The sequence below is a fragment of the Mycobacterium sp. IS-1496 genome (assembly GCF_001499995.1).
Classification (GTDB): domain Bacteria; phylum Actinomycetota; class Actinomycetes; order Mycobacteriales; family Mycobacteriaceae; genus Mycobacterium.
This window is the reverse complement of record NZ_LQIU01000005.1, coordinates 1-25,444: the sequence shown is the minus strand read 5'-3', so window position 1 is coordinate 25,444 and position 25,444 is coordinate 1. Positions and strand designations below refer to the sequence as shown.

Here is a 25,444-nt window from a genome sequence, read left to right as displayed (position 1 = left end):
CCGAATTGACCAACGCAATAGCTGCCGACGTCATTATTTGCCGCGAATCGGCGCGACGAGCGCGGCGCAAGTGACTGATGTGACAACAGGGACATCGCTATGCCCACGAGAAGGGCATGAATGGCCTGGAACTCCCCCTTCGCGGCGCTAGGGAGAACGACCGCTCAGGAGAGCCCCAGGCCGCCTCACAGATTACGCCCGGGCTTCGCTGATGGACAGTGTTACCGGAAAATGTCATGAACGCATCGACATGGTCAGCCGAATGCCACGGCGAGACCGAGAATCACCATGGTGACCGCGATCAGCGCGTCGAGAACACGCCACGTCGACGGTGTGGTGAACAGGCCCGCCAGCCGCCGGGCGCCGAATGCGAGACCGGTGAACCACACGGCGCTCGCCGTGACGGCCCCGATGCCGAAGAGCCAGCGGTCGTCGCGGTGCTCGTTGGCCAGGGCGCCGAGCAACACGACCGTGTCGAGATAGACATGCGGGTTGAGCCAGGTGAGTGCGGCGCAGGTGACCAGGACGCCGACCAGCCGGGCCGGCCCGTCCTCCGATGGCGTGAGTGCCGACGGCCGCACGGCGCGCCGGGCGGCAAGCAGTCCGTACCCGATCAGGAACGCGGCGCCCCCGAACCGCGCGACGTCCAGCACGCCGGGGTGGGCGGTGACGAGGGCGCCGAAGCCCGCGATGCCCGCGCCGATCAGCAGCACATCGGACACCGTGCACACCGCGACGACGGCGGCGACGTGCTCGCCACGGACGCCCTGGCGGAGGACGAACGCGTTCTGCGCACCGATCGCGGCGATCAGCGTGAGCGCCGACAGGAAGCCGAAGACGACGGGAGAGGTCACGCCTCCGACGGTAGGAAGTGCCGACGGTTCAGTACAGCTAAAGATTCTGACGCGGGATTAGCGACGCTTATGCGTCACGTGTGGACGATCTCGTTGCCCTCCGGGTCGCGCTCCGGCAGTTGGTGGCCGTCGACCACGAGGTGCAGGCGGTTGCGCACGGTCTTGGGCTCGTCGACCCGGATGAACTCCACCCAGAACCGCGAATCCTGACGCAACGACGCGTACACCGGGTGCTCGCGGGTGACGGGCAGTCCGGTCGGTCCGGACCAGAACCGCGCCAGCGCGGACGGATCGCACGCGTCGAACACGACCGCCGCGATCGCACCGATGCCCTGGTACTCGTCGCGGGGTTCGAGCACACAGAATTCATTGCCGCCGGGATCGGAGAGCACCACCCACGGCACGTCACCCTGGCCGAGGTCGACAGTCGTCGCACCGAGCGCTCGAGCGCTGCGCACCAGTTCGGCCTGGTGGCCGGAGTATGTCGAGGCGAGGTCGAGGTGCAGGCGGTTCTTCACCCGCTTCGGCTCGTCGGTCACCGCGAAGCGTAGACGCACGCCGTCGTCGATGCGGACCGCGCCGTCGCCGAGCGGCGGCAGCTGCAACAGCTCCGACCAGAACGTCACCAGCGGTGCCGGATCCGTCGACTCGACCAGAATCTCCCGGATACGGCTCGTCATGGAGCACAACGTATTTCACGGACGCCGACGGCGTCCACCGCCGGCGCCCGGCGAGATCACCCGGGTGCGGCCGCCGCGCGTTGTCCCGATGGGCGGGACGGGAGATGTGCCCTCGCTCACTCGGATGCCAGTGTTGCCCCTCGAGTCGCCGTCGGCCCTGGTGCCGTGGTGGGTAGTGCAGGAGGAGTACTGGTGAGACGAACAGATCTGGATCGGCCTCTGGAGGCGGTCGGCGGTCTGTTCGGGATGACCGTCGACGCGGTGAGGTTCGCCTTCAAGCGGCCGTTCCAGGCCAGGGAGTTCCTCGAACAGTCGTGGTTCGTCGCCCGGGTGTCGCTCGCGCCGACGCTGCTGGTGGCGATCCCGTTCACGGTGCTGGTGAGCTTCACGCTGAACATCCTGCTTCGCGAACTCGGCGCCGCCGACCTGTCCGGCGCCGGCGCCGCATTCGGCGCGGTCACCCAGGTGGGCCCGCTCGTCACGGTGCTGATCGTCGCCGGCGCGGGCGCGACCGCGATGTGCGCCGACCTCGGGTCGCGCACCATCCGCGAGGAGATCGAGGCGATGGAGGTGCTGGGCATCAATCCCGTTGCGCGCCTGGTGACCCCGCGCATGCTGGCCTCGGGCCTGGTGGCGTTGCTGCTCAACAGCCTGGTCGTCATCATCGGCATCATCGGCGGCTACGCCTTCTCGGTGTTCGTCCAGGACGTCAACCCCGGCGCCTTCGCGGCGGGCATCACGCTGCTGACCGGTGTCGGCGAGGTCGTCATCTCCTGCGTGAAGGCCGCGCTGTTCGGGCTGATCGCCGGTCTGGTCGCGTGCTACCGCGGGTTGACGATCAACGGTGGCGGCGCCAAGGCCGTGGGCAACGCGGTGAACGAGACCGTGGTGTACGCCTTCATGGCGCTGTTCGTGATCAACGTGGTCGTGACCGCGATCGGCATCCGGATGACGACGGGCTAGCGGATGGGTGCACTCGGCACGCTCGGAGCGGCCTACCCCCGCGCCGTGCGGCAGTTCACGAAGCCGGCCTCGCTGGTCGGCCGCCTCGGTGACCACATCCTGTTCTACGGCCGCGCGCTGGCGGGCACCCCGCACGCGGCGATGAACTACCGCAAGGAGATCATCCGGCTGATCGCCGAGATCAGCATGGGTGCAGGCACTTTGGCGATGATCGGCGGCACCGTCGTCATCGTCGGGTTCCTCACGCTGGCCGCGGGCGGCACCCTGGCGGTGCAGGGGTACAGCTCGCTCGGCGACATCGGTATCGAGGCGCTCACCGGATTCCTCGCCGCGTTCATCAACGTGCGCATCTCCGCACCCGTGGTCGCCGGGATCGGCCTGGCCGCCACCTTCGGCGCCGGGGTGACCGCCCAACTCGGGGCCATGCGCATCAACGAAGAGGTCGACGCACTCGAGACCATGGGCATCCGCCCCATCGAGTACCTGGTGAGCACCCGCATCATCGCGGGGATGATCGCGATCACGCCGCTGTACTCGGTTGCGGTGATCCTGTCCTTCCTGGCTTCGCAGTTCACCACCGTGATGCTGTTCGGCCAGTCCGGCGGGCTCTACGAGCACTACTTCAACACCTTCCTCAATCCCGTCGACCTGCTGTGGTCGTTCCTGCAGGCGATCCTGATGGCGCTCACGGTGTTGTTCATCCACACCTACTTCGGCTATTTCGCCACCGGCGGCCCGGCCGGTGTCGGGGTGGCCGTCGGCAACGCGGTTCGCACCTCACTGGTCGTCGTCGTGGCGGTCACACTGCTGATCTCGCTCTCCGTGTACGGCTCCAACGGCAACTTCAACCTGTCCGGATAGGTGTGTGGTGGCGATGAAGTCGATCTCCGCACGGAACGTGGCGGGCACGCTCACGGTGGTGGGCATCGTCGCGATCGTCGCGCTGGCGGTGGGGCTGTTCAACGGGACGTTCACCAGAAGCGCGACGGTGACCGTCGTCTCCGAGCGCGTCGGCCTGGTGATGAACCCCGACGCCAAGGTCAAACTGCACGGCGCCCAGGTCGGCAAGGTGGCCGCCATCGAGGCGCTACCCGACGGCCGGGCGGCCATCCGGCTCGCGATGGATCCGTCCCAGCTCGAGATCATCCCGTCGAACGTCCTGGTCGACATCGGCTCGACCACCGTATTCGGTTCCAAGGCAGTGGAGTTGGTGCCGCCGGCCGATCCCTCACCCGAGCCGTTGCGCGCCGGCCAGGTCCTCGACGCCGGACACGTGACCGTCGAGATCAACACGGTATTCGAACAACTCGTGTCCGTGCTGGCGAAGGTCGAACCCGCCAAGCTCAACGAGACGCTCGGCGCGCTCTCGCAGGGACTCGCCGGACGCGGTGAGAAGTTCGGTCGGACTCTGGCCGACCTGGACACGATGCTCGCCGACCTCGACCCCAGCATGGACAACCTCAGCCGCGACATCGCCGTCGCGCCGCAGGTCCTCGGCGCCTACGCCGACGCCGCCCCGGACCTGCTCACCACCGCCGACAACGCCTCCCGGATCAGCGACACGCTGGTGGAGAAGCGAAGTGACCTCGACGCGCTGTTGGTCAGCGCCATCGGGCTCGCCGACATCGGCAACGACGTCGTGGCGACGAACCGGGGCGCGCTCACCGACGTCATGCGCCTGCTGGTGCCCACGACGGATCTGACCAACGAGTACCACACCGCGCTCAACTGCGGCCTGGCCGGCATGCTTCCGCTGGCCATGGCCCCGCCACCCCCGGTTCCCGGTGTGCTGCTGCTGGATTCGTTCGTGCTGGGCACCGAGCGCTACCGGTATCCACAGAATCTGCCGAAGGTGGCGGCACGCGGCGGTCCGCAGTGTGTGGGTCTGCCCGACGTGGGCTACGAGACCCGCGCGCCGTACGTCGTCTCCGACATCGACGCCAACCCGGCGCAATACGGCAACCAGGGCATTCTGCTCAACTCCGAAGGACTCAAGCAGATGCTGTTCGGACCCCTCGACGGACCGCCCCGCAACACCTCGCAGATCGGCCAGCCGGGATGAGGCGGCTGGGCCCCACACTGATCAAGTTCGGCGTGTTCGCCGCGGTGATGGTGCTGTTCACCGCAGCGTTGTTCGCGATCTTCGGGCAGTACCGCGCCGGGTCGGCCCACACCTACTCCGCGGTGTTCACCGACGCGTCGAGTGTGAAACCCGGTGACTCCGTGCGTATCGCGGGGATCCGGGTCGGCACGGTCAACGGTGTCTCACTGCAACCGGACACCACGGTGGTGGTGGAGTTCGACGCCGGTGACGACGTCGTGCTGACCACCGGGACCAAGGTGGCCGTCCGCTACCTCAACCTCGTCGGTGACCGTTACCTGGAACTCGTCGACGGGCCCGGATCGACGAAGATCCAACCCGCCGGATCGCGCATCCCCCAGGACCGCACCGAACCCGCACTCGACCTGGACCTGCTGCTGGGCGGCCTCAAACCGGTCATCAGGGGGCTCGACCCCGAAGACGTCAACGCGCTGACCCACTCGCTGATCCAGATCCTGCAGGGCAACAGCAATGACGTCGAGTCCCTGTTCGCCAAGACCTCGTCGTTCAGCAACTCGATCGCCGCCAACGGCGAGACGGTCCGGCAGATGATCGACAATCTCAACACCGTGGTCGCGACGATGTCGCGGGACGGCGACGAGTTCTCCGGCGCCGTCGCGCGTCTCGAGGAACTCGTCACCGGGCTGGCCCAGGACCGCGATCCGATCGGTGCCGCCATCGAATCCCTCGACAACGGCACCGCGTCGCTGGCCGATCTCATGACCGAGGCCCGGCCCCCGCTGGCGGGATCGATCGATCAGCTCAACCGCGTCGCGCCGCTGCTCGAGAAGGACAAGGAGCTGCTCGACATCTCCCTGCAGAAGGCCCCGGCCAACTACCGCAAGCTGGTCCGCCTCGGCGCCTACGGCAGCTGGCTCAACCAGTACCTCTGCGGTCTGTCCGTACGGGTCACCGATCTGCAGGGGCGCACCGCGTACTTCCCCTGGATCAAGCAAGACACCGGAAGGTGCGCCGAGCCCTGATGCTGAAATATCGTGGATCATCGCTCATCCGTACCGGTCTCATCGGTCTGGTGCTCATCGTGCTGGTCATCGTGGTCGGGCTGCAGCCACAGCAGCTGTGGTCGATGGCGACCTCGGTGAAGTACCGGGCGGTCTTCGCCGAGGCGGGCGGACTGGCCGCGGGCAACGACGTCAAGGTCTCCGGCGTCACCGTCGGAACGGTGTCCGACGTGGCGCTCGACAACGGCAAGGCGCTGGTGACCTTCTCGCTCGACGGGACGGTGCGGCTCGGTTCTGATTCGACCGCCCACATCCGCACCGGCACACTGCTCGGCGAGCGGATGCTGACGGTGGAACCCAGAGGGTCACGACCGCTGAGATCGCTGGAGGCGATACCGCTGTCGCGGACGTCGTCGCCCTACTCGCTGACCGAGGCGGTCAGTGAGTTCACCGCCAACACCGCCGAGACCGACACCGCGACGCTGAACCAGTCGCTGGACACCCTGTCCGAGACGATCGACCGGCTGGCTCCCCAGCTGGGCCCGACCTTCGAGGGGCTGACCGAGCTCTCCCGGTCCCTCAACGACCGCGACGAGACGCTGGGTGACCTGCTCGCCGGCGCCGCCGACGTCACGGGAATCCTGTCCGAACGCAGCCAGCAGGTGAACACACTGCTGCTGTCCGCCAACGACCTACTGGCCGTGCTCGAACAGCGCCGGTACGCGATCGTCAACCTGCTCGCCAACACCTCCGCGATGTCCCAGCAGCTGACCGGGCTGGTGCGGGACAACGAACAGGAGCTGGCGCCGACGCTGGAGAAACTCAACTCCGTGTCGGAGATGCTGGAGCGCAACCGGGACAACATCGCCAAAGCCCTCAACGGCCTGGCCAAGTACCAGGTGACCCAGGGCGAGGCGGTCAACAACGGGTTCTACTACAACGCGTTCATCGGCAACCTGATACCCGGTGGGGCGCTGCAGCCGTTCCTCGACTACGCGCTCGGATACCGCCGCGGCGTCAACGCCGGTCAACCGCCCGACAACGCCGGTCCGCGCGCCGAGTTCCCCTTCCCCTACAACGGTATTCCGGGTGGTTCGCGATGATCGGCCGCACCAGACTCGCCAAGGTCCTCACGGTCGCGTTGGTGGCGTTGCTAGTCGCCGGTGTCGCCGTCGTCGTGCGGCAGGCGTTCTTCGCGCCGCGGACCATCACCGCCTACTTCGCCTCCGCGACGTCGATCTACCCCGGCGACGAGGTGCGCGTCGTCGGAGTCCGGGTCGGCAGGATCGAATCCATCGAACCGGCGGGCGAGCAGGCGCGGTTCACCCTCGCGGTCGATCGGGGCGTGCCGATCCCGGCCGACGCGAAGGCGATCATCGTGGCGCCGAACCTGATCGCGGCGCGCTACGTCCAACTCACCCCGGCGTACGAGTCGAACGGTCCGGTGTTGCCCGACGACGCCGTCATCGGCGTGGAACGCACCGCGATACCGGTCGAGTGGGATGAGGTCAAGGAGCAGTTGGCCCGGCTGGCAGGTGAACTCGGCCCGGCAGGCGGAGTGTCCGACACCTCGGTGAGCCGGTTCATCGACAGCGCGGCCAAGGCGATGGACGGCAACGGGGAGAAGCTGCGCGAGACCATCGCCCAACTCTCCGGGGTGGGGCGCATCCTCGCCGACGGCAGCGGGAACATCGTCGACGTCATCAAGAACCTGCAGGTCTTCGTGACCGCGCTGCGGGACAGCAACGTGCAGATCGTCCAGTTCCAGGACCGTCTCGCCACCGTGAGCAGCGTGGTCGACGGCAGCCGGGCGGAGATGGACTCCGCGTTGACCAACCTTGCCGAGGCCGTCGGGGAGGTGCAGCGGTTCATCGCCGGCAGCCGCGACCAGACCGCCGAGCAGATCCAGCGTCTGGCCGCCGTGACGCAGAACGTCGCGGACAACCGCGTCACCCTCGAGAACGTCCTGCACGTCGCACCCAACGCGATCGGCAACGGGTACAACATCTATCACCCGGACACCGGCACGATGCTCGGCGGCTTCGCGATGGGCAACTTCGCCAACCCGGTGCAGCTCATCTGTTCGGCGATCGGGGCGGTCCGCAACGCGACGGCGCCCGAGACGTCGAGGATCTGCGCGGAGTACCTGGGGCCGGCGCTGCGCCTGCTGAACTTCAACTACCTTCCCCTGCCGATCAACGCCTACCTCAAGAAGTCGCCGAGTCCCGAGAACCTGGTCTACTCGGATCCGGCACTGGCGCCCGGTGGGGCCGGGGGCAGTCCGACACCGCCCGAGACCCCGCCCGCGGTGTCCGCCTACACCGGCGCCGGGGACGTCCCGCCCCCGGCGGGCTGGGGGACACCACCGGGTCCGCCGGGCGCGTACGCACCGAATGGACTGCCCGCCAATCCGACTCCGGCGCTGTTCCCGGGTGCACCCGTACCGCCGGGTCCGCCTGCGGCGCCGCCGCCCGCCCCGGCCACGCTGCCCGAGATGTTGCTCCCGGCCGAGACACCTCAGCAAGGGCCACCAGAATGATCGGCCGCCGTTCGACCCGCCGCATGGCGGCGGTCCTCACGTGCGCCACGGTGGTCGCCTCCGGATGCACCTTCGACGGCCTCAACTCGATCCCGCTGCCCGGCACCGTGGGTACCGGTTCCGGCGCGACGACGTACCGCGTGCAGCTCGCCAACGTCGGTTCGCTGGAATCGAATTCACCGGTGATGGTCAGCGACGTCGTGGTCGGCACCGTGGGCAGGATGACCCTGCGCGGCTGGCACGCCGACGTGGAGGTCACGGTGGAGCCCGGTGCCGTGATACCGGCCAACGCGGTCGCCACCGTCGGGCAGACCAGCCTGCTCGGGTCCATGCATCTGGCACTGGATCCGCCGGTGGGTGCCTCGCCCACCGGTCGCCTGCAACCGGGGGCCACCCTCGGGCTCGACAGGTCCTCGACCTATCCGTCGACGGAGCAGACCTTGTCGTCGCTGTCGGTCGTCGTCAACGGCGGCGGGCTCGGCCAGGTCGGCGACATCATCCGGGAGTTCAACGCCACCCTCGGCGGCCGTGAGGACCGGTTACGCGACCTGCTGGTGCGGCTCAACGATTTCATCGGCATGCTCGACCGGCAGCGCGACGACATCAACGCCTCGATCGCCGCCCTGAACCGGCTCGCAGGCACCCTGGCCGGACAGCGCGAGGTCATCTCCTCGGCGCTGCAACGCATCCCGCCCGCACTCGACGTGCTGATCGCGGAACGGCCCAGGCTGACGGCCGCGCTGGACAAGCTGCGGATCTTCAGCGATACGGCCACCGCGCTGGTCGAGGACACCCAGGCCGACCTCGTGCGCAACCTCCAGAACCTGGAGCCGACGCTGAAGGCGCTCGCCGACGTCGGCCCGAACCTGGGCACCGCGCTGGCGTACGCCCCGACGTTCCCCTACACCCAGGGCTTCATCGACCGGGCCATCCGCGGCGACTACATGAACCAGTTCATCATCTTCGACTTCACGATCCCGCGGCTCAAACGCGGCCTGTTCCTCGGCACCCGCTGGGGAGAGGAGGGCACACCGATGGTGCCCGCGCCCGGGGATCCCTGGTATCTCAACTACACGCTCGATCCGCTCAACGCCCCGGTGACGCCGCCGGCCGAGGTGGCGCCGGTGCCCGAGCTGACCGAGACGGCCGACGGGATCGACACCGTGGACCCGTCGTCCGCGGATCCCTCGGCGAGCGCAGGGGGTAACTGATGCTCACGCGTTTCGTGCGCACCCAGTTGGTCGTCTTCACCGTCACCGCCGTGGTGGCGATGGGGGTGATGGTCTTCGGGTATCTGCAGGCTCCGACCCTGCTCGGGATCGGACGGATGACCGTGACCGTCGAACTGCCGGGCACCGGTGGGCTGTACCGGTTCTCGAACGTCACCTACCGCGGCGTCGAGGTCGGCAAGGTCACCGACGTCCGCGCCACCCGGGAGGGTGCGGTGGCCACCCTGTCGGTGTCCACCGGCACCGAGATCCCCGCCGACCTGCACGCCGCCGTGCGCAGCGTGTCGGCGGTCGGCGAGCAGTACGTCGATCTTCAGCCGCGCACCGAATCCGGTCCGTATCTGCGCGACGGGTCGGTGATCCCGGTCGAAGACACGTCGATCCCCCAGGCGGTCGGGCCGATGCTCGACCAGGTCAGCGCGCTGATCGACAGTGTGCCCAAGGACAAGATCAGCGGCCTGCTCGACGAATCGGCCAAGGCGCTCAACGGCTCCGGATACGATCTGGGATCCATGCTCGACTCGTCGTCGACCGTGATCGGCGACGCGAAAGGCGTGACCGGCGAGATGCGCTCGCTCATCGACGACAGCGGACCACTGCTCGAGGGTCAGGCGCAGACGGCCGACCGGCTCCGCACCTGGGCCCGCGGTATGGCCGGGGTCACCGGTCAGCTCGCGGACAACGACGCGCAGGTGCGGACCCTGCTCGACACCGGGCCGGGGGCCGCCGACGAGGCGTCCAGGCTCTTCAACGCCGTCAAACCCACACTGCCGGTGCTGCTCGCCAACCTCACCACCATCGGCCAGGTGGCGGTCACCTACCACGCGTCGATCGAACAGCTCCTCGTGCTGCTTCCGCCGTACGTCGCCGCGACCCAGACCGTGGGCGTCTCGCGGAACAATCCGACGGGAATGTCGTTGGGCGACTTCACGCTCAACCTCAACGATCCCCCCGCCTGCACCGTGGGATTCCTGCCGCCGTCGTCGTGGCGCTCACCCGACGACGAGAGCGACATCGACACACCGGACGGCCTGTACTGCAAACTGCCGCAGGACTCCCCGATCGGTGTGCGCGGCGCGCGCAACTATCCGTGCATGGCCCAACCGGGCAAGCGGGCCGCCACCGTCGAGCAGTGCGCGAGCGACAAGCCGTTCGAGCCACTGGCGATGCGCCAGCACGTGCTCGGCCCCTATCCGTTCGATCCGTCACTGGTCGCGCAGGGGATTCCGCCGGATGACCGCGTGGATTCCGACGAGCAGCTCCACGGTCCGGTGGGCGGCACCCCGATGCCGCCACCTGCGCCCGCGCCGCCCGCCGGCCCGAACGTCGCCCCGAGCGCGTTCGGTGCGGGTGGCTCCGATGGACCGTCGGTGGCGATCGCCACCTACGATCCGCAGACCGGCAAGTACGCCACACCCGACGGCAAGGTGTTCACCCAGCCGGCTCTCGCCACGAATGCCGTTGCAGGTCAGGACAAGAGGTGGCAGGACATGCTGCCGACCGGGGCGTGAGTCAGCCCAGCTTGACGAGTTTGAACGGCATCGTGATGAACAGGGGCCTGCTGACGCCGCAGGCGCCGCTGGGCCCGGTCGTCTGGTCCTCTCCGACCAGCATGGTGGAGGCCGGGTCGGTCATGCTGCCGTCGGGCACCGTCGGCACGAACCGGAACACCTGGAGGCCGTCGGCCGCCGTGCCGTCCGGACAGGGCGCCCACCGCGGCACGGTGTGTTTGACGTACCAGATGCCGCCCTTCTTGTAGATCGGCGCCTCCCAGCCCTGGTCACTGCGGACGGTGCCGGTGCATTCGGTGGGGTAGCTGCAGACGGTGTCGATCGTCCAGGTGGCGCGGACGGTGGCCTCGTCGCGGAAGACCTCGTTCTTCTTGGCCCATTCGCCGTTGGACGTGGCGGAGTAGGTGCCGTCGAGCCCCCACTCCGGGTCCGCCGATGCGGTCGCCGGATGTGCCAGGCTCGCAACAGCAGCCAGCGCGCCGGCAGTGGTGACCACGCTCAGAACCCGCAACGCTTCCTCCTCAGCACTCGCCGATGCGCGACGCTAACAGCGCCGCCACCGAGCGCGCCGCCGCATCGGCCGCTGAGCGGGACGATCGGCGCGCGCACGTCGACACGAGTGCCACAGTGGGCCCGTGCGCACGACCGTCTTCGCCGTTCCCCTCGCGGTGACCGCCGCCGTCCTCACCGCAGCACCGGTCGGCGCGGACCCGCTCGGATGCGAGGAGCCCGCCTGCGTTCCGGGTATCGCAGGCAACGTCGCGCTCGGCGCATCGTGCGCCGACACCAGCCATTACGTGTTCGGCACCACGGAATGGGGGCGGCTGGTGTTCTGCGGCTCACCGCGCCGGTACGCGCCGAGGTACTTCCGCTCACCGCCCATGGAGGGCATCCGGGTGGAGAACACCAACTGCACCGGTTTCGAGAACTCGGTGGCGCAAGCACCCGACGGGTTGTTCCTCAGCTGCGTGGCCGCCAGCGGTGAGAGTCTCTGGGTGCGCGGAGTCAACGCGTGACGCGCACGGCCGCTGCGCTGACGGCCGCGATCGCCGCCCTGATCCTCGGTGCGGCGCCGCCGGCGTTGGCGCAGGGGCCGGCGCCCCACCACATCCGCTACGTGGTCACCGTCGATCAACCGGCGAAGGCCGACATCTACTACCGCGACGCCGATCCGCCGACGTGGGCCGACTACAGCCACAATCCCTACCGGTTCAGCCCGAAGGCGGAGGTCGTTCTCGACCCGGGCCGGCCGTGGGTGCTCGAGGCCGCTCTCGTGGATCCGACCCGCTGGGCGATGGTCACGGCGAGCAGCGGCATCGGTCCCGACCGGCCGAACTTCCGGTGTGAACTCGCCGTCGACGGGGTGGTCGTCGCCACCCATTCGGGGCCCAGAGGGGCCCTCTGCTCGTTGAGGAGTTGGTGACCCGTGACAGACACCATCGAAGCTCGCGCCCTCGCCGAAGAGGCGGAAGCCGAAGCGGCCGAGGCGCTGGCGGCCGCCGCGCACGCCCGCGCGGAGCGCCTACGCGCCGACGCCGCCGAGTCGGGGCGCACGCACCGCAGTGTGCGCCGTCCGCGCTGGAGCACCGTCGTCGTCATCCTTGCCGTGGTCGTCACCGGCGTGTCGCTTGCGGCGAGCGGCTACGTGACGTGGCATCACCGGGAGGCGGTTCGTCAGCAGCAGCAGTCGGCCGAATTCGCCGCCGCGGCACGGCAGATCGCGTACACGCTCATGTCGATCGACGCGGCCAGGGCCGAGGACAGCGTCAAGCAGATCCTCGACAGCTCGACGGGGCAGTTCCACGACGAGTTCAAGGCCGCCTCCGAGGATTTCGTCCGGCTGGCGCAGGACGGCAAGGTCGTCACCGACGTGCAGGTCAAGGCCGCCGCCGTCGAATCCATGACGAGGGAATCGGCGACCGTCCTGGTCACCACGACCTCGACGGTCACCAACGCCGCAGGCGCCGACAAACAACCACGGGCCTGGCGCCTGAGCGTCGACATCGTCAGGGAGGCAGGGCGACTCAAGATGTCGAAGATGGAGTTCGTGGCGTGAGCGGCCGCATGCGGAAACTGTGGGCGCGCTGGCCGCTGATGCTGACCGTCCTGGTCGCCATCGCGTCCGCCGGCCTGGCTGTCGTCCTGTACCTCACGCAGTACCGGACCGACGTGCGGACCGACGACGCCGCGGCAACGGCAGCGATCCGCGCGGCCTCCGACGGCACCGTCGCCCTGCTGTCCTACCAACCCGACAGCGTCGACACCGACCTGGCGGCCGCCAAGACTCATCTGACGGGCGAATTCCTCGACTACTACGGCAAATTCAGTGACGAGATCCTGCTGCCTGCGGCCAAGCAGAGAGCGGTGAGCACGGAGGCGTCGGTCGTGCGGGCCGCGGAAGCCGAGATCGGCCAGGACACCGCGAAGGTGCTGCTCTTCGTGAACCAGACGACGTCGAGCCGGGAGCGGCCGGACCCTGCGCAGACGGCGAGCAGCGTCATGGTCAGCCTGACGAAAGTCGATGACCGCTGGCTGATTTCGGCGTTCGACCCGATCTAGTCGACGCGGCGGCCGTCTCTGGGCCGGATGAACACGCCTTGAGCCTCCACGGTGGTCCGACCGGCGCACAGTATTCGGCCGCGGGCGTAGGTCTTGCGTCCGTCCTCGTGCTCCACCCAGGCCTCGGCCCGCAGCGGGCCCAGCGGCGTGGGACGCACGTACCGCAACTGCAGGGTGCCGGTGAAGGCGGGCCGGCTCGGCCGGTGTGCGGTGGCCCCGAGCAGGTGGTCGAGGATCAGCGAGCACACCCCGCCGTGGACGTGACCGACGGGGCCCTCATATGCCGCGCCGAGGTCCACCTCCGTACTGACCAGGCCGTCGGCATCGCGATGCACGGTCAGCGGCGGGGCGATCGGGTTCCGCTGACCGATGAGGACGTTGCCGCGCGGCGCGCTGTGCCCATCGGCGCCGGCGCGGACACCGTACGACCCCGCCATGAGCTGTTCGCCCAGGATGTCGAGCGCCGCAGTGACGTGGGCGTGCGCGGCGGCCAGCCGGTCGGGGTCGACCTCGGTGCGGATGACGGCGTCGATCAACGACCGAACCGACCGCGTCAACGGTTCGTGCTCGTCGCTCACCGCGGTTCCGCGCCCGCCATGTCCAGCGCGGCGAGGTGGCTGAACAGCAGCGAGGCGCCGATCGGGTTGCCGCCGCCGGGATAGGTCGTGCCGCTGACCGCGGCCATGGTGTTCCCCGCGGCGTACAGACCGCGGATCGGACGGCCCGCGGTGTCCAGGACCCGTGCGCGGGTATCGGTGCGCAGTCCGCCCTTGGTGCCGAGGTCCGACACCCCGAAGGCCGCGGCGTGGAAGGGCGGCCGGTCGATCGGCACCATCGGTGACCGGCCGCCGGAGAACGCGCGGTCATATGGTTCGTCACCGCGGCCGAAGTCGGTGTCGCGCCCGTCGGCGACCATGTCGTTGTAGCGGGCGACGGTGGCGGTCAACGCGTCCGCCGGCACGCCGATCAGATCCGCCAGCGCGTCGAGGGTGTCGGCGGTGTGCCACAGGCCGGCGTCCCGGTACCGCTCGGCCTCGACCATCGAGACATTGGTGGCCTTGACCGGCGGGACCGGACCCTCGCGGTCGTCGTAGACCATCCAGTACGGCACCGTCATCGCGCCCGAATCGATTTCGTCGAGTACGGCGCGGCCCAACCGGTCGTACGGCGCCGATTCGTTGACGAACCGCTCGCCGCGGTCGTTGACGAAGATGCCGCCGGTGAACCAGAGCGCGAACGCCGAACGGCCGTCCGGGTGGGTCAATCCCGGCGACCACCAGGCCTGGTCCATGAGATCGGTGGCGGCGCCGAGCCGGATCGCCGCGCGATGTGGGGCACCGGTGTTCCCGGGACACCCCATGCTGTCCTCGGACCGCCCGGGCACACCGCAGGATTCGCGCATCCGGGGGTTCTGCTCGAAGCCGCCCGCGGCAAGGAGCACACCCCGGCGGGCGCGGACCCTGACGTCCTTGCCGTCGCGGTTGATCACCGCCCCGGCGACCGCGCCGTCGACCTCGATGAGGTCGGCCAGCGGCGCGTTGAGAAAGGTTCGCGCATGCGGGAATTCAGCAAGGGCAGCAAGGAAGCGGCCGATCAGCGCACGGCCGCCGGTCAGCTGTGCGGGGGCCGGATGCCCGAGGCGCTCGGTGTCCAGTGGCCCGCGGATCAGCGCGGCCAGCGGTCCGGCATCCGCGGCGCGCAGCGGCACCGGCACGATGTGGCGGCGTCCGTCGGCGCGGGCGTGTTCGACCGCCCCGTAGTAGTCCGGCCAGGGCAGTTCGGCGAACTGGAAGTGCCCGTCCGCTTCGAGGTATTCGATGAGGCGCGGGCCGCCCAGCACGTAGGTTCGCTGCAGCTCGAAGGGCGTCCGGTCACCGACGACGTGGTGGAAGTATGCGAGCGCGTCCTCGGGGCTGTCGTCGACGCCCGCCCGCAACGCCACGGGATTGCACGGGAACCACATCCCGCCGCCACCTGAGTACGCGGTGGTTCCGCCGAAGCGATCGGTCGCCTCCACGAGCGCGACGGACAGGCCCTCGCGCGCCGCGGTGTAGGCGCCGGCGACGCCGCCGCCGGACCCGACCACGACGACGTCGACCTCCTCGTCGAATGCAGACATGGATCCCACCTTTCCGGGTGGCAGCAGCGATCGGCAAGTCCCGGTCCCGGTCAGTGGATCGCGCGAAGGCGCTGGTCACGGCGCGTTGCTACCCTGGATGGGTGAAATCCGCCGACGGCCCGAACGTGACCGCAACAGGTTGGGCCCTGCTCGGCGTGCTGTCGTACCAGGACGAGCTGACCGGCTACGACATCAAGAAATGGACCGAGTGGAGTCTGCGGTTCTTCTACGGCAGCCCGGCCTACAGCCAGATCTACACCGAGCTCAAGAAACTCGAGAACATCGGGCTGGTGACGTCGAGGGTCGAAACCGACGGCGGCGCCCGCAGTAAACGGCTCTACAAGATCACCAAGGCGGGTCTGGACGCGCTGAGCGACTGGGCGGATCGGGCGCCGGTGGATCCGCCGCAGCTCAAGCACAACCCGTTGTTGAGGGTGACGTTCGGGCATCTGACGAACCCCCGTCGGCTCAAGGAGATCATGCAGGACCACGTCGCCTACGCCGACCGCATGCAGCGCGAGGCCGCGACGGAGGCTCGGTGGGCCGAGGCGGAACCCGCGTGGGCCTACGGCCGGGTGGCACTGCAATGGGCCGAACGGTATTACGCCGCCGAACGCGAGCTCGCCCAGAGCGTCATCAAGGATCTCGATGCGGCCGAGGAGGCGTTCGCCGAGTCGGCCAAGTCCAGCGAGGACGGCAAGCCGTCGCTGGCGAAGGACTACTGGTACGAGATCGAACGCCGGGTCAGGGCTGAAGAAGGCCGTTAGCCTCCTGGCGCTGTTCCGGTGAGCGGACGGACGGTCCGCCGTACCCGCACTCCGCTGTTAGAACCGGAGCATGAGGCGTGAGGTGACGGTGCCCGAACCGGGGGTCGACCCGCTACAGCCGGCGACGCTCGGCCCGGTCCGGCTGCGGAACCGCGTCATCAAGGCGGCGACGTCGGAGGGACGGTCACCGGACGGTCTGGTCACCGACGAGCTGATCGCCTTCCACAAGCGCTTCGCCGACGGCGGCGTCGGGATGACCACCGTCGCGTACTGCACCGTGGCGCAGGACGGGGCCAGCGCGCCGGGCCAGATCCTGATGAGCGCCCGTGCGGTGCCGGGTCTGCGCAAGCTCGCCGACACCGTCCACGAGGCGGGTGCGGCGGTGTCCGCGCAGCTCGGCCACGGCGGCGTCGTCGCGACGCGCAAGGTCAACAAGGTCACTCCCAAGGCGCCGAGCCGCTTCGTCAATCCCCAGTCGTTCGACTACTGCCGCCCGATCAGCCGAGACGAGATCCTTACGGTCGTCGACCAATTCGGGGCCGCCGCGCAGGTGGCCGTCGACGCCGGGTTCGACGCGGTCGAGCTGCACCTCGGGCACCTCTATCTGCCGAGTTCGTTCCTGAGCCCGCTGATGAACCGGCGCAAGGACGAATACGGCGGCAGCCTCGAGAACCGGTCCCGGTTCGCCCGCCAGATCGCCCGACGCGTCCGCGAGGTCGTCGGGAACCGCATCGCGGTCATCGCGAAGCTCAGCATGGAGGACGGTAAACGGGGCGGGATCGCGCTGAGCGAATCCCTACGGGTGGTGCAGTTGCTCGACGCGGACCGCAACCTCGACGCCATCGAACTGACCCAGGGCTCTTCGGTGTTCAAGCCGATGTACCTGTTCCGCGGGGACACCCCGGTCGACGAGTTCGCGGCCGTCATGCCGCCGCCGATGAACCTCGGGGTGCGCATGGTCGGCAAGCGGGTGCTCGGAACCTTCCCCTACCAGGATCTGTACATGCTCGAGTCGGCACGCCAGTTCGTCCCGGCCGTCGAGCACACACCGTTGATCCTGCTCGGCGGTATCACCACCCGCGAACACATGCAGATCGCGATGGACGAAGGGTTCGGGTTCGTCGCCATGGGGCGCGCGCTGCTGCGAGAACCCGATCTTGTGAACCAGATTCGCGAACAGCCGTCGAAACGCAGCCTGTGCAACCACAACAACAAGTGCATGGTGACGGTGTTCGGCAAGACGCACTGCGTGCTCGACCCCGACCAGCGGTACGGACCGCCGACGGTGAGTCACGCGTGAAGAGTGCAGTGCTGGGCGTCGCGCTGGTGCTGGCCTCGGTGCTGTCGCCACCGACCGCGCAGGCCGAGACGCCGTACGGCAACTTCGAGATGCAGATCCAGGGCAGGTACGACTTCCACACCTGGCTGTGGGCGGTGTCGCGGTGCCCCGGCGAATGCCTGCGCGTCCAGGCGATCGCGCAGCCCGTGGCGAAGGCCTTCCCGTTCCGGGCGGATGCGCACCCGGTCGACGGACGCTACACCATGACCGTCGACGTCCCGGACGGATTACGCTGCGGCAACGTGTATTACGGCCCGGTGATTCCCACCCGTGACGTGTACACCTGGGATGACGCCACGCGGTCGGGGACCCTGTCCTCGTCGTTCGCCGCCGGATGTGACGGCGCACCGGGTGGCACGTTCACCTACCCGTTCCGGCTGGTTCGCCTGTAGAAAGCTCTGCATGCGCATCGGTGTGTCCACGCCCGTGGTCGTCCAGGTGCCCGGCGTGGCCTCGGACTGGGAGCGCGACGCCGGGATCGAGGATCTGCGGGCCATCGCCCAGACGGCGGATTCCCTCGGCTTCGACTACCTGACCTGCTCCGAGCATGTCGCCGTGCCCGCCGCCGACGCCGCGACGCGGGGCGCCGTGTACTGGGACCCGCTCGCCACACTAAGCTTCCTGGCGGCGTGTACGTCGCGCATCCGGTTGGCGACGTCGGTGGTCGTGCTCGGCTACCACCATCCGCTGGAGATCGCCAAACGGTACGGCACCCTCGACCGGGTCAGCGGCGGCCGGCTGACCCTGGGCGTCGGCGTGGGGTCGCTGGCCGCCGAGTTCGAGCTTCTCGGCGCGGAGTTCGGTGACCGTGGCCGGCGCGCCGACGACGCGCTGCGGGCGCTGCGCGCCTCCTTGTCGACGACTCGGCCGGCCTACGACGGCGAGTTCTACCGCTACGGCTCCGTGGCCGTCGAACCGTGCGCGGCGCAGCCCCGGGTACCGATCTGGGTGGGTGGGCGCACCCGGCGATCACTGCGGCGAGCGGTGGAACTGGCCGACGGTTGGATGCCGTTCGGGCTGCGGGGCCCCGAACTCGCGCAGATGCTGTCGGCGGTCGACGTTCCGGTGGGCTTCGAGGTCGTCCTGCCGGTCGGTCCGCTCGACCCGTCGGCGGATCCGGATCAGGCCGCGCGGCGGCTCCGCGCGCTCGGCGACCTCGGGGCAACGGCCGTCACGTGCACGCTCGCGGCGACCTCGGCCGGACACTACTGCCGCCAGCTGGAGGCCCTGCGCGCCGTGGCCGACGACGTCTAGCGTCGCGTCACATGTGGGTGCCGCCGTCGACCCGCACCTCGGTGCCGGTGACGAAGAACGCGTCGGCGGACCCGAGCATCGCCACCACGGACGCGACGGCGGACGGGTCCGCGAACATCGCACCGCCCTCGATGGCCAGCATCGGCTGCAGCCTCGGGAACAGCGAGTAGTCGGCGTCGTCGGGCAGGCCCGGGCCCACGCTCTGCCTGGCCTGACCCGTGCCGTCCGTCATCCCCGACGAGATCGACCCGGGCTGAACGCAATTGAAGCGGATGCCGTCTTTCGCGAACTCCAGCGCCAGCGTGTGGGTCATCGACAGGATGCCTCCCTTGGAGGCGGCGTAGGCCGACATGTACGGGTGGGCGAAATGCGCCGACGTGGAGCTGAAATTGACCACGGCGGGGCCGTTCCCGGCGCGCAACGCCGGGATCGCCTCCCGCGTGACCAGGAAGGTGCCGACGAGGTTGACCCGCAGCACCTGTTCGAAGTCGGCCAGCGTGGTGTGTTCCAGGCGCGCCGAGCGCAGTATCCCCGCAACGTTGACCAGTGTGTCGAGGCCGCCGAGCACGCCGGTCGCCTCGGCCACCCCGGCCTTGACCGAGTCCTCGTCGCCGACGTCCATCACGAACGTCGACAGCCGGTCGGACTGCGCCTTGCCCACGGTGTCCTGCAGCCCGGCCTCGCTGATGTCGGTGGCGACCACCCGGCCGCCCTCGTCGAGGATGCGCAGCACGCACGCCTGTCCGATGCCCGACCCGCCGCCGGTGATCAGCACGCGACGATCGGTGTAGCGCGAGAGACTCATGGGGGCTCCTGATTCCGTCGACGGGTGCCGCGACCCAGCATCGCAGGCCGGTTAGCCGCGCGGGCCCGACTCGGCTACTTCGCATTGCGCGGCGTCCTGCGCGGCGATGTAGCCGTACACCAGGCCCTGGGCGATGGTCGCGCCGGCTCCGGGGTAGGTGGCGCCGAAGGCGTTGGCGGCGGTGTTGCCGATCGCGTACAGACCACCGATCGGCGTACCGTCCTCGCGTATGACGCGGGCACGCTCGTCGGCGCGCAGGCCGCCGCAGGTGCCGAGGTCGCTGAGCGTCATCTTCACGGCGTAGAAGGGTCCACGGTCGAGCGCGCGCAGGTTCGGGTTGGGGGTGTTGGTCAGGTCCCCGTAGTAGCGGTCGTATGCGCTGCGGCCGCGCTCGAAGTCCGAATCCTGCCCGGCATGCGCCATTTCGTTGAAGCGCTCGACGGTGGCGACGAACCGCGGCTCCGGCACGCCCATCTTGCGGCCGAGGTCCTCGAGGCTCTCGGAGCGGTGGGCGATGCCGGCGTCGTACCAGGTCTTGGGAATCGGCATGCGCGGGAAAAGCTCCGCCGCGAAGACGTAGCTGTTGCGGTACTGCTGGTCGAACACGATCCACATGGATTCGACGGGGTTGCCTGCGCGCTCCCGTTCGAGAACCCGCTGCCCGAAGGACATGTAGTCGCACGATTCGTTGACGAACCGGTCACCGGTCTGGTCGACGATGATCGACCCCGGTAGGGACCGTTCGGCCAGCATGACCTTCGGATCGCCGTTCGGCAGCGCGGCCACCGCCGGGAACCACCATGACTGATCCATCAGATCGATTGCGGCACCCAGGTCTTGGGCGACCCGGATGGCGTCGCCGGTGTTGGTCTCCGCGCCCAGGCTCGCGTGTTCACCGAGCCTCTCGGACTGGAACTTCCAGCGCATGTCCATGTGGTGGTCGAAACCTCCGGCGGCGAGCACGACACCTCGCCGCGCGGTCACGGTGACCTCCTGACCCAGGTGGTCGACGACCGCACCGGTGACCCGCGCACCCTCGGTGACGAGATGCCGCAGTGAGGTCTCGGTCCAGATCGGGATTCCGGCGCGCAGCACACCGGCGAACAGGCCGGCCGCCAGGCCCTGCCCGCCTGCGGCGTACCGGCGGCCCAGCAGCAGACCGCCGACACCCTGCCCGAGTCGTTTGGCCACCAACGGGATTCCCTTGCGCGGCACCCGCGACATGAGGTTCAGCCAACGGTAATCCGCCCCGGTCGTGGGCATGGGGATCTTCACCTCCATCACACCCGGCCGGAGCTTCGGCAGGTACTGACCGAGCACCGCGATGTCGAGGGGGCGGCACTCGCAGGTGCGGCCCGCGGCCGACCCGCCCGGGCGCTCGGGGTGGTAGTCGGAGTACTCCCTGGCCCAGAACAGCCGCAGCGGGGTCGTGCGGCGCAGCAGGTCGACGGTGGCGTCGACGTGGTCGAGGAAGGCGGTGGACCGCGAAGCGGGTGCCGTGCCGTCGACCACCGCGTCGAGGTAGGTCGCAGCGCGCTGTGCGGTGTCCCCGCCGCCGTCGCCCTTGATCACGTCGCTGGCGGGGAGCCACAGCGCGCCTCCGGAACGCGCCATCGAGCCGCCGACGTATTCCGACTTCTCCACGATCAGCACGGACAGGCCCCGCGCGTGCGCGGCCAGCGCCGCCGCCATCCCGGTGCCGGAGCCCACCACCAGGAGGTCGACGGTGGTGTCGTGGACCGGCAGTCCGCCGGGGATCGTCGCCGTACGCGCAGTCGTCACCGGCGTGACGCTAGGGCGTCGCGTGTCATCGCAGCACCGACGCGCCCGGTCAGCGGAACACCCGGACGCCTGAAAGTGGGCGCCGTGTTGAATCGCTCCTATGACCGACCTCGTGAAGTATGGGCCCTGGGCCGTCATCGCCGGTGGATCCGAGGGTGTCGGAGCGGAATTCGCCCGCTCACTCGCCCGGGACGGATTCAACCTCGTGCTGATCGCCCGCAAACCCGGACCGCTGGACGAGACCGCCGCATCCTGCCGCGAACTCGGTGCCGAGGTGCGCACCCTGTCGGTCGATCTGCTCGGCGCCGAGGCCACCTCACGCGTCGTCGAAGCGACCGCCGACATCGAGGTGGGTCTGCTGATCTACAACGCCGGCGCCAGTACGTGCAACGAGACGTTCCTCGATGCCGACCTGGCCGAGTGGGGCAGGATCATCGACCTCAACATGACCCGGATGCTCGAGCTGACGCAGCATTTCGGTCGCCGGATGGCAGGGCGGTCACGCGGCGGGATCATCCTCGTCGGATCGCTGTCGGGCTACATGGGCTCGGCACGGCATTCGGTGTACTCGGGGGTGAAGGCCTTCAGCCGGATGTTCGCCGAGAGCCTCTGGCTGGAGCTGCGTGACTACGGCGTCGACGTCCTGGAACTCGTGCTCGGCGTGACGCGCACACCCGCGATGGAGCGGGTCGGCCTGAAGTTCGACATCCCGGGATTCATCGTCAACGACCCCGCCGAGGTGGCTGAGGAGGGGTTGCGCCATCTCGGTGACGGGCCGGTCCACGTCGCCGGCGGCAACGCCGAACGGGCGGCGCTCAACAGCGGGCCGGACCGCGCGAAGATCGTGCTCGAGTCCCACACGGCGATCCAGCGGCTCATCGGAGCCCGGCCGTGAACCCCGAGCCCGCCGACGACCGGATCGCGACCCTGGAAGCGAGGCTGCGGCGGCTCGAGGACGAGCGTGACATCCAACGAGTCATCGCGAGCTACGGCCCATGTGTGGATGCCGCGAACGCCGCAGGCGCCGCCGACCTGTGGGCCGAGGACGGTAGCTACGACGTCGAGGGCTGGCGCATGACGAGCCGCGACGACGTTCGCGCGATGGTCGACTCAGAGGGCCACCGGGCGCTCGTCGCCGCCGGGTGCTGCCACTTCCTCGGCCCGTCGATCGTCACCGTCGACGGCGACGAGGCCGTCGCCCTGTGTGAATCCCTGGTACTGCGGGCAACGGGCGAGACGCCGGCCGGATACGCGGTCTGGCGGGCGGCGGCGAATCACTTCCACCTGCGACGGATCGCCGGCACCTGGCGGATCGCGGTGCGCACGACGCGTCTGCTCGACGGCAACGCGGATGCGCACCGGCTTCTGTCGGCCGGTGTCGCGGGGGAGCGGCTCGACCTGTCCTGTTGAGCGGAACATTCGCGCCTACGGAGCGCGGGTCAGCGGTACAACAGTCACATGACGTCCGACATCGACGAGGTTCGGCAGATCGAAGCCGACGCGGCACCGACCCGGTTCGCCCGCGGATGGCACTGCCTGGGGTTGACGCGCGACTTCGGAGACGGCACACCGCACACGGTCAACGCCTTCGGCCAGAAGCTGGTCGTGTTCCGCAGCGGCGACGGCAGGATCAACGTGCTCGACGGCTACTGCCGCCACATGGGCGGTGATCTGAGCCAGGGCGAGGTCAAGGGCAACGAGATCGCCTGCCCGTTCCACGACTGGCGCTGGGGCGGCGACGGCCGCTGCAAGCAGGTGCCCTACAGCAAGCGGGCGCCGCGGCTGGCCCGCACCGCGACGTGGGCCACGCTCGAACAGGACGGCATGCTGTTCGTGTGGAACGACCCCGAGCGCAAACCGCCGCCAGAAGGCGTGACGATTCCCCGCATCGAGGGTGCGACCAGCGACGAGTGGACCGACTGGCACTGGTACACCACGGTGGTCGACACCAACTGCCGTGAAGTCATCGACAACGTCGTCGACATGGCGCACTTCTTCTACATCCATGGATCGTTGCCGACGCACTTCAAGAACATCTTCGAAGGGCATGTCGCCACCCAGTACATGAACAGTGCGGGGCGCGCCGACCTGCAGCCGCCGGAGGGCCCGAAGATGCTGGGCACCACCTCGGTGGCCTCCTACCACGGCCCGTCGTTCATGATCGACGACCTGACCTATCACTACGAGCAGGCCGATCACCACACTGTGCTGATCAACTGTCACTACCCGATCGACGCGAATTCCTTTGTGCTGCAGTACGGAATCATCGTCAAGAAGTCCGAGGCGCTGCCCGACGACCTGGCCATGCAGACCGCGGTCTCCCTGGGCGACTTCGTCAAGATGGGGTTCGAGCAGGACGTCGAGATCTGGAAGAACAAGGCCCGCATCGACAATCCGCTCCTCTGTGAGGAGGACGGGCCGGTCTACCAATTGCGGCGCTGGTATGAGCAGTTCTACGTCGACGCCGCCGACGTCACCCCCGACATGGTCGACCGCTTCGAGTACGAAATCGACACCACCCGCCCACGGGAGGAGTGGATGAAGATCGTCGAGGCCAACCTCACTGCGCGGGCGTCGGCGACGAGTGCGGGATGAGCGTTCGGCCCGACAACCGGCTCGACGACGCCCCGATGGCGCCGGTGACCTGCCGGGCCTGCGGTGCGGAGGTGCTGGCGCGTAAGAGCAGCTGGCAGCAGACCAGTGTGCAGTGGAGTGCCGAAGCGGCGCAACGCTGCCCGCAGCGACGCGACAGTGAGGCGCTCGCCGGACACGGCCGCAGGACGGTGTTCCTGTCCTGTTCGGAGCTGTCCGAGTCGATCGTCGACGCGGTCCGCGAGGGCCGGTTGGCCATCGTCGACGAGACGGTGGACGCCACACCGTAGTCTCGCCTCGTGACCGAACACACCGACCCGCCGGTGGCCGTCGTGACCGGTGCCAGCCGCGGCGCCGGCCGGGGGATCGCGCGGGCGCTGCTCGCTTCTGGCTGGCGGGTGTACCTGACCGGGCGGACGGTCGACAGCCTCGGCGAGGGTTCGGTCGCGGTGCCGCTAGACCACCGCGACGACGAGGCAGTGGCCGCGTTCTTCGCGCGCGTGGAGGACGAGAGCGGCGGACTCGACCTGCTGGTCAACAACGCCGCCGCGGTGCACGATGCGCTGACGGGCCGGGACCCGTTCTGGCAGAAGCCGGTCGACCTGGGCGACATCCTCGACGTCGGGTTGCGGTCGGCGTATGTGGCGTCGTGGCATGCGGCGCCGCTGCTGCTGCGTGGACCCCGGGGACTGATCGCGTTCACGTCCTCACCGGGGTCGGTCTGCTACATGCACGGCCCGGCGTACGGCGCGCAGAAAGCCGGCGTCGACAAGATGGCGGCCGATATGGCCGTCGACTTCGGCGGCACACCCGTGCACACCGTCTCGATCTGGATGGGCATCCTGCTGACCGAGAAGCTGCGCGGGGCGTTCGACGGCAATCCCGAGGGGCTGGCCGCGATGGCCGAGCACGCGGAGACGCCGGAGTTCACCGGATACGTGATCGACGCGCTCTACCGCGACCCGGCGCGCGAATCTCTGAGCGGGCACACGCTGATCGGGGCGGAACTCGCTGTGCGGTACGGAATCACCGACGAGGGCGGCCGGCAGCCGGTGTCGCACCGCGACATGCTCGGTGCGCCGCGGATCCCGAGCGACGTGGTGGTGCGCTGAATGCGCGCGTGGCGCCGAACGTGAGCTCGTGTGCGAGTCCTGGGCCTTGGGTTCAAGGCGTCTATGCAACAGCGGGTGGATTGAGTGGGTCGCACAGTAGCGCGTCGAGTGTTTCGGCGGGTGTTTTCCAGCCGAGGGTCTTGCGGGGTCGGTTGTTGAGCTTGGTTGCGACGTAGTCGAGGTAGTCGGCCGGAAATATCGAGAGATCAGTGCCTTTGGCAAAGTACTGACGCAGCAGTCCATTGGTGTTTTCGTTGGTGCCGCGTTGCCACGGGG

General features: G+C 68.9%; 29 protein-coding genes. 21 read left to right on the top strand and 8 right to left on the bottom strand.

What is annotated here, in order from left to right; all coding sequences use genetic code 11:
* Nucleotides 1-254: 254 nt before the first annotated feature.
* A complete protein-coding gene (gene lysE / locus AU195_RS03940; RefSeq protein ID WP_059157760.1) occupies nucleotides 255-854 on the bottom strand; it encodes an L-lysine exporter in 600 nt (199 codons plus the stop codon).
* Nucleotides 855-928: 74 nt separating this feature from the next.
* Nucleotides 929-1,534: a VOC family protein gene (locus tag AU195_RS26440; RefSeq protein WP_059157759.1), complete on the bottom strand. Its 606-nt coding sequence runs from the start codon at nucleotides 1,532-1,534 to the stop codon at nucleotides 929-931.
* 246 nt (nucleotides 1,535-1,780) lie between these two features.
* Here AU195_RS26440 and AU195_RS03930 point away from each other — a divergent pair, with 246 nt between their 5' ends.
* The 8 genes from AU195_RS03930 to AU195_RS03895 are packed head-to-tail and all read left to right on the top strand — an operon-like array spanning nucleotide 1,781 to nucleotide 10,839.
* On the top strand, nucleotides 1,781-2,497 hold the full coding sequence (locus AU195_RS03930) for an MlaE family ABC transporter permease (protein WP_286149122.1): 717 nt from the start codon (nucleotides 1,781-1,783) through the stop codon (nucleotides 2,495-2,497).
* A gap of 3 nt (nucleotides 2,498-2,500) precedes the next feature.
* Nucleotides 2,501-3,358 (top strand): MlaE family ABC transporter permease, encoded by an 858-nt coding sequence (locus tag AU195_RS03925; protein ID WP_059157757.1) that lies wholly within the window; start codon nucleotides 2,501-2,503, stop codon nucleotides 3,356-3,358.
* A 13-nt stretch (nucleotides 3,359-3,371) separates the two neighbouring features.
* Nucleotides 3,372-4,559, top strand: a complete 1,188-nt coding sequence (locus tag AU195_RS03920) for an MCE family protein (protein ID WP_059157821.1) — start codon at nucleotides 3,372-3,374, stop codon at nucleotides 4,557-4,559.
* Nucleotides 4,556-5,581: an MCE family protein gene (locus AU195_RS03915; protein ID WP_059157756.1), complete on the top strand. Its 1,026-nt coding sequence runs from the start codon at nucleotides 4,556-4,558 to the stop codon at nucleotides 5,579-5,581. Before AU195_RS03920 ends, AU195_RS03915 begins: the two co-directional genes overlap by 4 nt.
* Nucleotides 5,581-6,663, top strand: a complete 1,083-nt coding sequence (locus AU195_RS03910) for an MCE family protein (protein ID WP_059157820.1) — start codon at nucleotides 5,581-5,583, stop codon at nucleotides 6,661-6,663. The genes AU195_RS03915 and AU195_RS03910 overlap by 1 nt, the downstream gene beginning before the upstream one ends.
* The gene (locus AU195_RS03905; RefSeq protein WP_059157755.1) at nucleotides 6,660-8,099 is read left to right on the top strand and encodes an MCE family protein; all 1,440 of its coding nucleotides are present in this window, start codon (nucleotides 6,660-6,662) and stop codon (nucleotides 8,097-8,099) included. Before AU195_RS03910 ends, AU195_RS03905 begins: the two co-directional genes overlap by 4 nt.
* Complete coding sequence (locus AU195_RS03900) at nucleotides 8,096-9,310, top strand: MCE family protein (protein WP_059157754.1); 1,215 nt, start codon at nucleotides 8,096-8,098, stop codon at nucleotides 9,308-9,310. Before AU195_RS03905 ends, AU195_RS03900 begins: the two co-directional genes overlap by 4 nt.
* Nucleotides 9,310-10,839 carry an MCE family protein gene (locus tag AU195_RS03895; protein WP_059157753.1) on the top strand — a complete coding sequence of 510 codons (1,530 nt, stop codon included), beginning with the start codon at nucleotides 9,310-9,312 and terminating at the stop codon, nucleotides 10,837-10,839. Before AU195_RS03900 ends, AU195_RS03895 begins: the two co-directional genes overlap by 1 nt.
* A 1-nt stretch (nucleotide 10,840) precedes the next feature.
* On the opposite strand, the gene AU195_RS03890 is transcribed toward AU195_RS03895, so the two are convergent.
* Nucleotides 10,841-11,350, bottom strand: a complete 510-nt coding sequence (locus tag AU195_RS03890) for an Rv2253/PknI dimerization domain-containing protein (RefSeq protein ID WP_502687311.1) — start codon at nucleotides 11,348-11,350, stop codon at nucleotides 10,841-10,843.
* 124 nt (nucleotides 11,351-11,474) lie between these two features.
* On the opposite strand from AU195_RS03890, the gene AU195_RS03885 reads away from it, so the two are divergent.
* From AU195_RS03885 to AU195_RS03870, 4 genes are read left to right on the top strand one after another with little or no spacing between them, the layout of a single operon-like run.
* A complete protein-coding gene (locus AU195_RS03885) occupies nucleotides 11,475-11,855 on the top strand; it encodes a hypothetical protein (RefSeq protein WP_059157751.1) in 381 nt (126 codons plus the stop codon).
* Nucleotides 11,852-12,262 carry an Rv2576c family protein gene (locus AU195_RS03880; RefSeq protein ID WP_059157750.1) on the top strand — a complete coding sequence of 137 codons (411 nt, stop codon included), beginning with the start codon at nucleotides 11,852-11,854 and terminating at the stop codon, nucleotides 12,260-12,262. Before AU195_RS03885 ends, AU195_RS03880 begins: the two co-directional genes overlap by 4 nt.
* Nucleotides 12,263-12,265: 3 nt before the next feature.
* Nucleotides 12,266-12,895: an Rv1363c family protein gene (locus AU195_RS03875; RefSeq protein ID WP_059157749.1), complete on the top strand. Its 630-nt coding sequence runs from the start codon at nucleotides 12,266-12,268 to the stop codon at nucleotides 12,893-12,895.
* Nucleotides 12,892-13,398, top strand: coding sequence for a twin-arginine translocation pathway signal (locus AU195_RS03870; protein WP_286149117.1), 507 nt, complete (start codon nucleotides 12,892-12,894; stop codon nucleotides 13,396-13,398). Before AU195_RS03875 ends, AU195_RS03870 begins: the two co-directional genes overlap by 4 nt.
* On the opposite strand, the gene AU195_RS03865 is transcribed toward AU195_RS03870, so the two are convergent.
* Nucleotides 13,395-13,976 (bottom strand): PaaI family thioesterase, encoded by a 582-nt coding sequence (locus tag AU195_RS03865; RefSeq protein WP_059157748.1) that lies wholly within the window; start codon nucleotides 13,974-13,976, stop codon nucleotides 13,395-13,397. The genes AU195_RS03870 and AU195_RS03865 overlap by 4 nt on opposite strands.
* Nucleotides 13,973-15,517 carry an FAD-binding protein gene (locus AU195_RS03860; protein ID WP_059157747.1) on the bottom strand — a complete coding sequence of 515 codons (1,545 nt, stop codon included), beginning with the start codon at nucleotides 15,515-15,517 and terminating at the stop codon, nucleotides 13,973-13,975. The genes AU195_RS03865 and AU195_RS03860 overlap by 4 nt, the downstream gene beginning before the upstream one ends.
* Between AU195_RS03860 and AU195_RS03855 the strand changes: the two genes are divergently transcribed.
* The 4 genes from AU195_RS03855 to AU195_RS03840 all read left to right on the top strand — a co-directional run bounded on the left by AU195_RS03855 (nucleotide 15,508) and on the right by AU195_RS03840 (nucleotide 18,877).
* Nucleotides 15,508-16,284, top strand: a complete 777-nt coding sequence (locus tag AU195_RS03855; protein ID WP_082702956.1) for a PadR family transcriptional regulator — start codon at nucleotides 15,508-15,510, stop codon at nucleotides 16,282-16,284. The genes AU195_RS03860 and AU195_RS03855 overlap by 10 nt on opposite strands.
* A gap of 70 nt (nucleotides 16,285-16,354) precedes the next feature.
* A complete protein-coding gene (locus AU195_RS03850; protein ID WP_059157746.1) occupies nucleotides 16,355-17,584 on the top strand; it encodes an NADH:flavin oxidoreductase in 1,230 nt (409 codons plus the stop codon).
* 8 nt (nucleotides 17,585-17,592) lie between these two features.
* A complete protein-coding gene (locus tag AU195_RS03845) occupies nucleotides 17,593-18,015 on the top strand; it encodes a hypothetical protein (protein WP_059157817.1) in 423 nt (140 codons plus the stop codon).
* Between the two features lie 10 nt (nucleotides 18,016-18,025).
* Nucleotides 18,026-18,877: an LLM class F420-dependent oxidoreductase gene (locus AU195_RS03840; RefSeq protein WP_059157745.1), complete on the top strand. Its 852-nt coding sequence runs from the start codon at nucleotides 18,026-18,028 to the stop codon at nucleotides 18,875-18,877.
* A gap of 7 nt (nucleotides 18,878-18,884) precedes the next feature.
* Here AU195_RS03840 and AU195_RS03835 read toward each other — a convergent pair whose 3' ends face one another.
* Together AU195_RS03835 and AU195_RS03830 are read right to left on the bottom strand one after the other, a co-directional pair.
* Nucleotides 18,885-19,682, bottom strand: a complete 798-nt coding sequence (locus AU195_RS03835; RefSeq protein WP_059157744.1) for an SDR family NAD(P)-dependent oxidoreductase — start codon at nucleotides 19,680-19,682, stop codon at nucleotides 18,885-18,887.
* A 51-nt stretch (nucleotides 19,683-19,733) separates the two neighbouring features.
* Nucleotides 19,734-21,464 carry a 3-ketosteroid-delta-1-dehydrogenase gene (locus tag AU195_RS03830; protein WP_059157743.1) on the bottom strand — a complete coding sequence of 577 codons (1,731 nt, stop codon included), beginning with the start codon at nucleotides 21,462-21,464 and terminating at the stop codon, nucleotides 19,734-19,736.
* Between the two features lie 100 nt (nucleotides 21,465-21,564).
* Between AU195_RS03830 and AU195_RS03825 the strand changes: the two genes are divergently transcribed.
* Genes AU195_RS03825 through AU195_RS03805 form a run of 5 tightly spaced genes read left to right on the top strand, consistent with a single transcriptional unit; the run spans nucleotide 21,565 to nucleotide 25,168 of the window.
* Entirely contained in the window at nucleotides 21,565-22,359 is a 795-nt protein-coding gene (locus AU195_RS03825) for an SDR family NAD(P)-dependent oxidoreductase (protein WP_059157742.1), read from the top strand.
* Nucleotides 22,356-22,874 (top strand): nuclear transport factor 2 family protein, encoded by a 519-nt coding sequence (locus AU195_RS03820; protein ID WP_059157741.1) that lies wholly within the window; start codon nucleotides 22,356-22,358, stop codon nucleotides 22,872-22,874. Before AU195_RS03825 ends, AU195_RS03820 begins: the two co-directional genes overlap by 4 nt.
* Before the next feature lie 48 nt (nucleotides 22,875-22,922).
* Nucleotides 22,923-24,059: a 3-ketosteroid-9-alpha-monooxygenase, oxygenase component gene (locus tag AU195_RS03815; RefSeq protein WP_059157740.1), complete on the top strand. Its 1,137-nt coding sequence runs from the start codon at nucleotides 22,923-22,925 to the stop codon at nucleotides 24,057-24,059.
* A complete protein-coding gene (locus tag AU195_RS03810) occupies nucleotides 24,056-24,346 on the top strand; it encodes a hypothetical protein (RefSeq protein ID WP_059157739.1) in 291 nt (96 codons plus the stop codon). The genes AU195_RS03815 and AU195_RS03810 overlap by 4 nt, the downstream gene beginning before the upstream one ends.
* A 9-nt stretch (nucleotides 24,347-24,355) precedes the next feature.
* Nucleotides 24,356-25,168, top strand: coding sequence for an SDR family NAD(P)-dependent oxidoreductase (locus tag AU195_RS03805; protein ID WP_059157738.1), 813 nt, complete (start codon nucleotides 24,356-24,358; stop codon nucleotides 25,166-25,168).
* Nucleotides 25,169-25,229: 61 nt separating this feature from the next.
* Here the strand turns inward: AU195_RS03805 and AU195_RS25040 are convergent.
* Nucleotides 25,230-25,444 (bottom strand): IS30 family transposase (locus tag AU195_RS25040; RefSeq protein WP_172800464.1); only part of this gene is annotated, 215 nt, incomplete at its 5' end.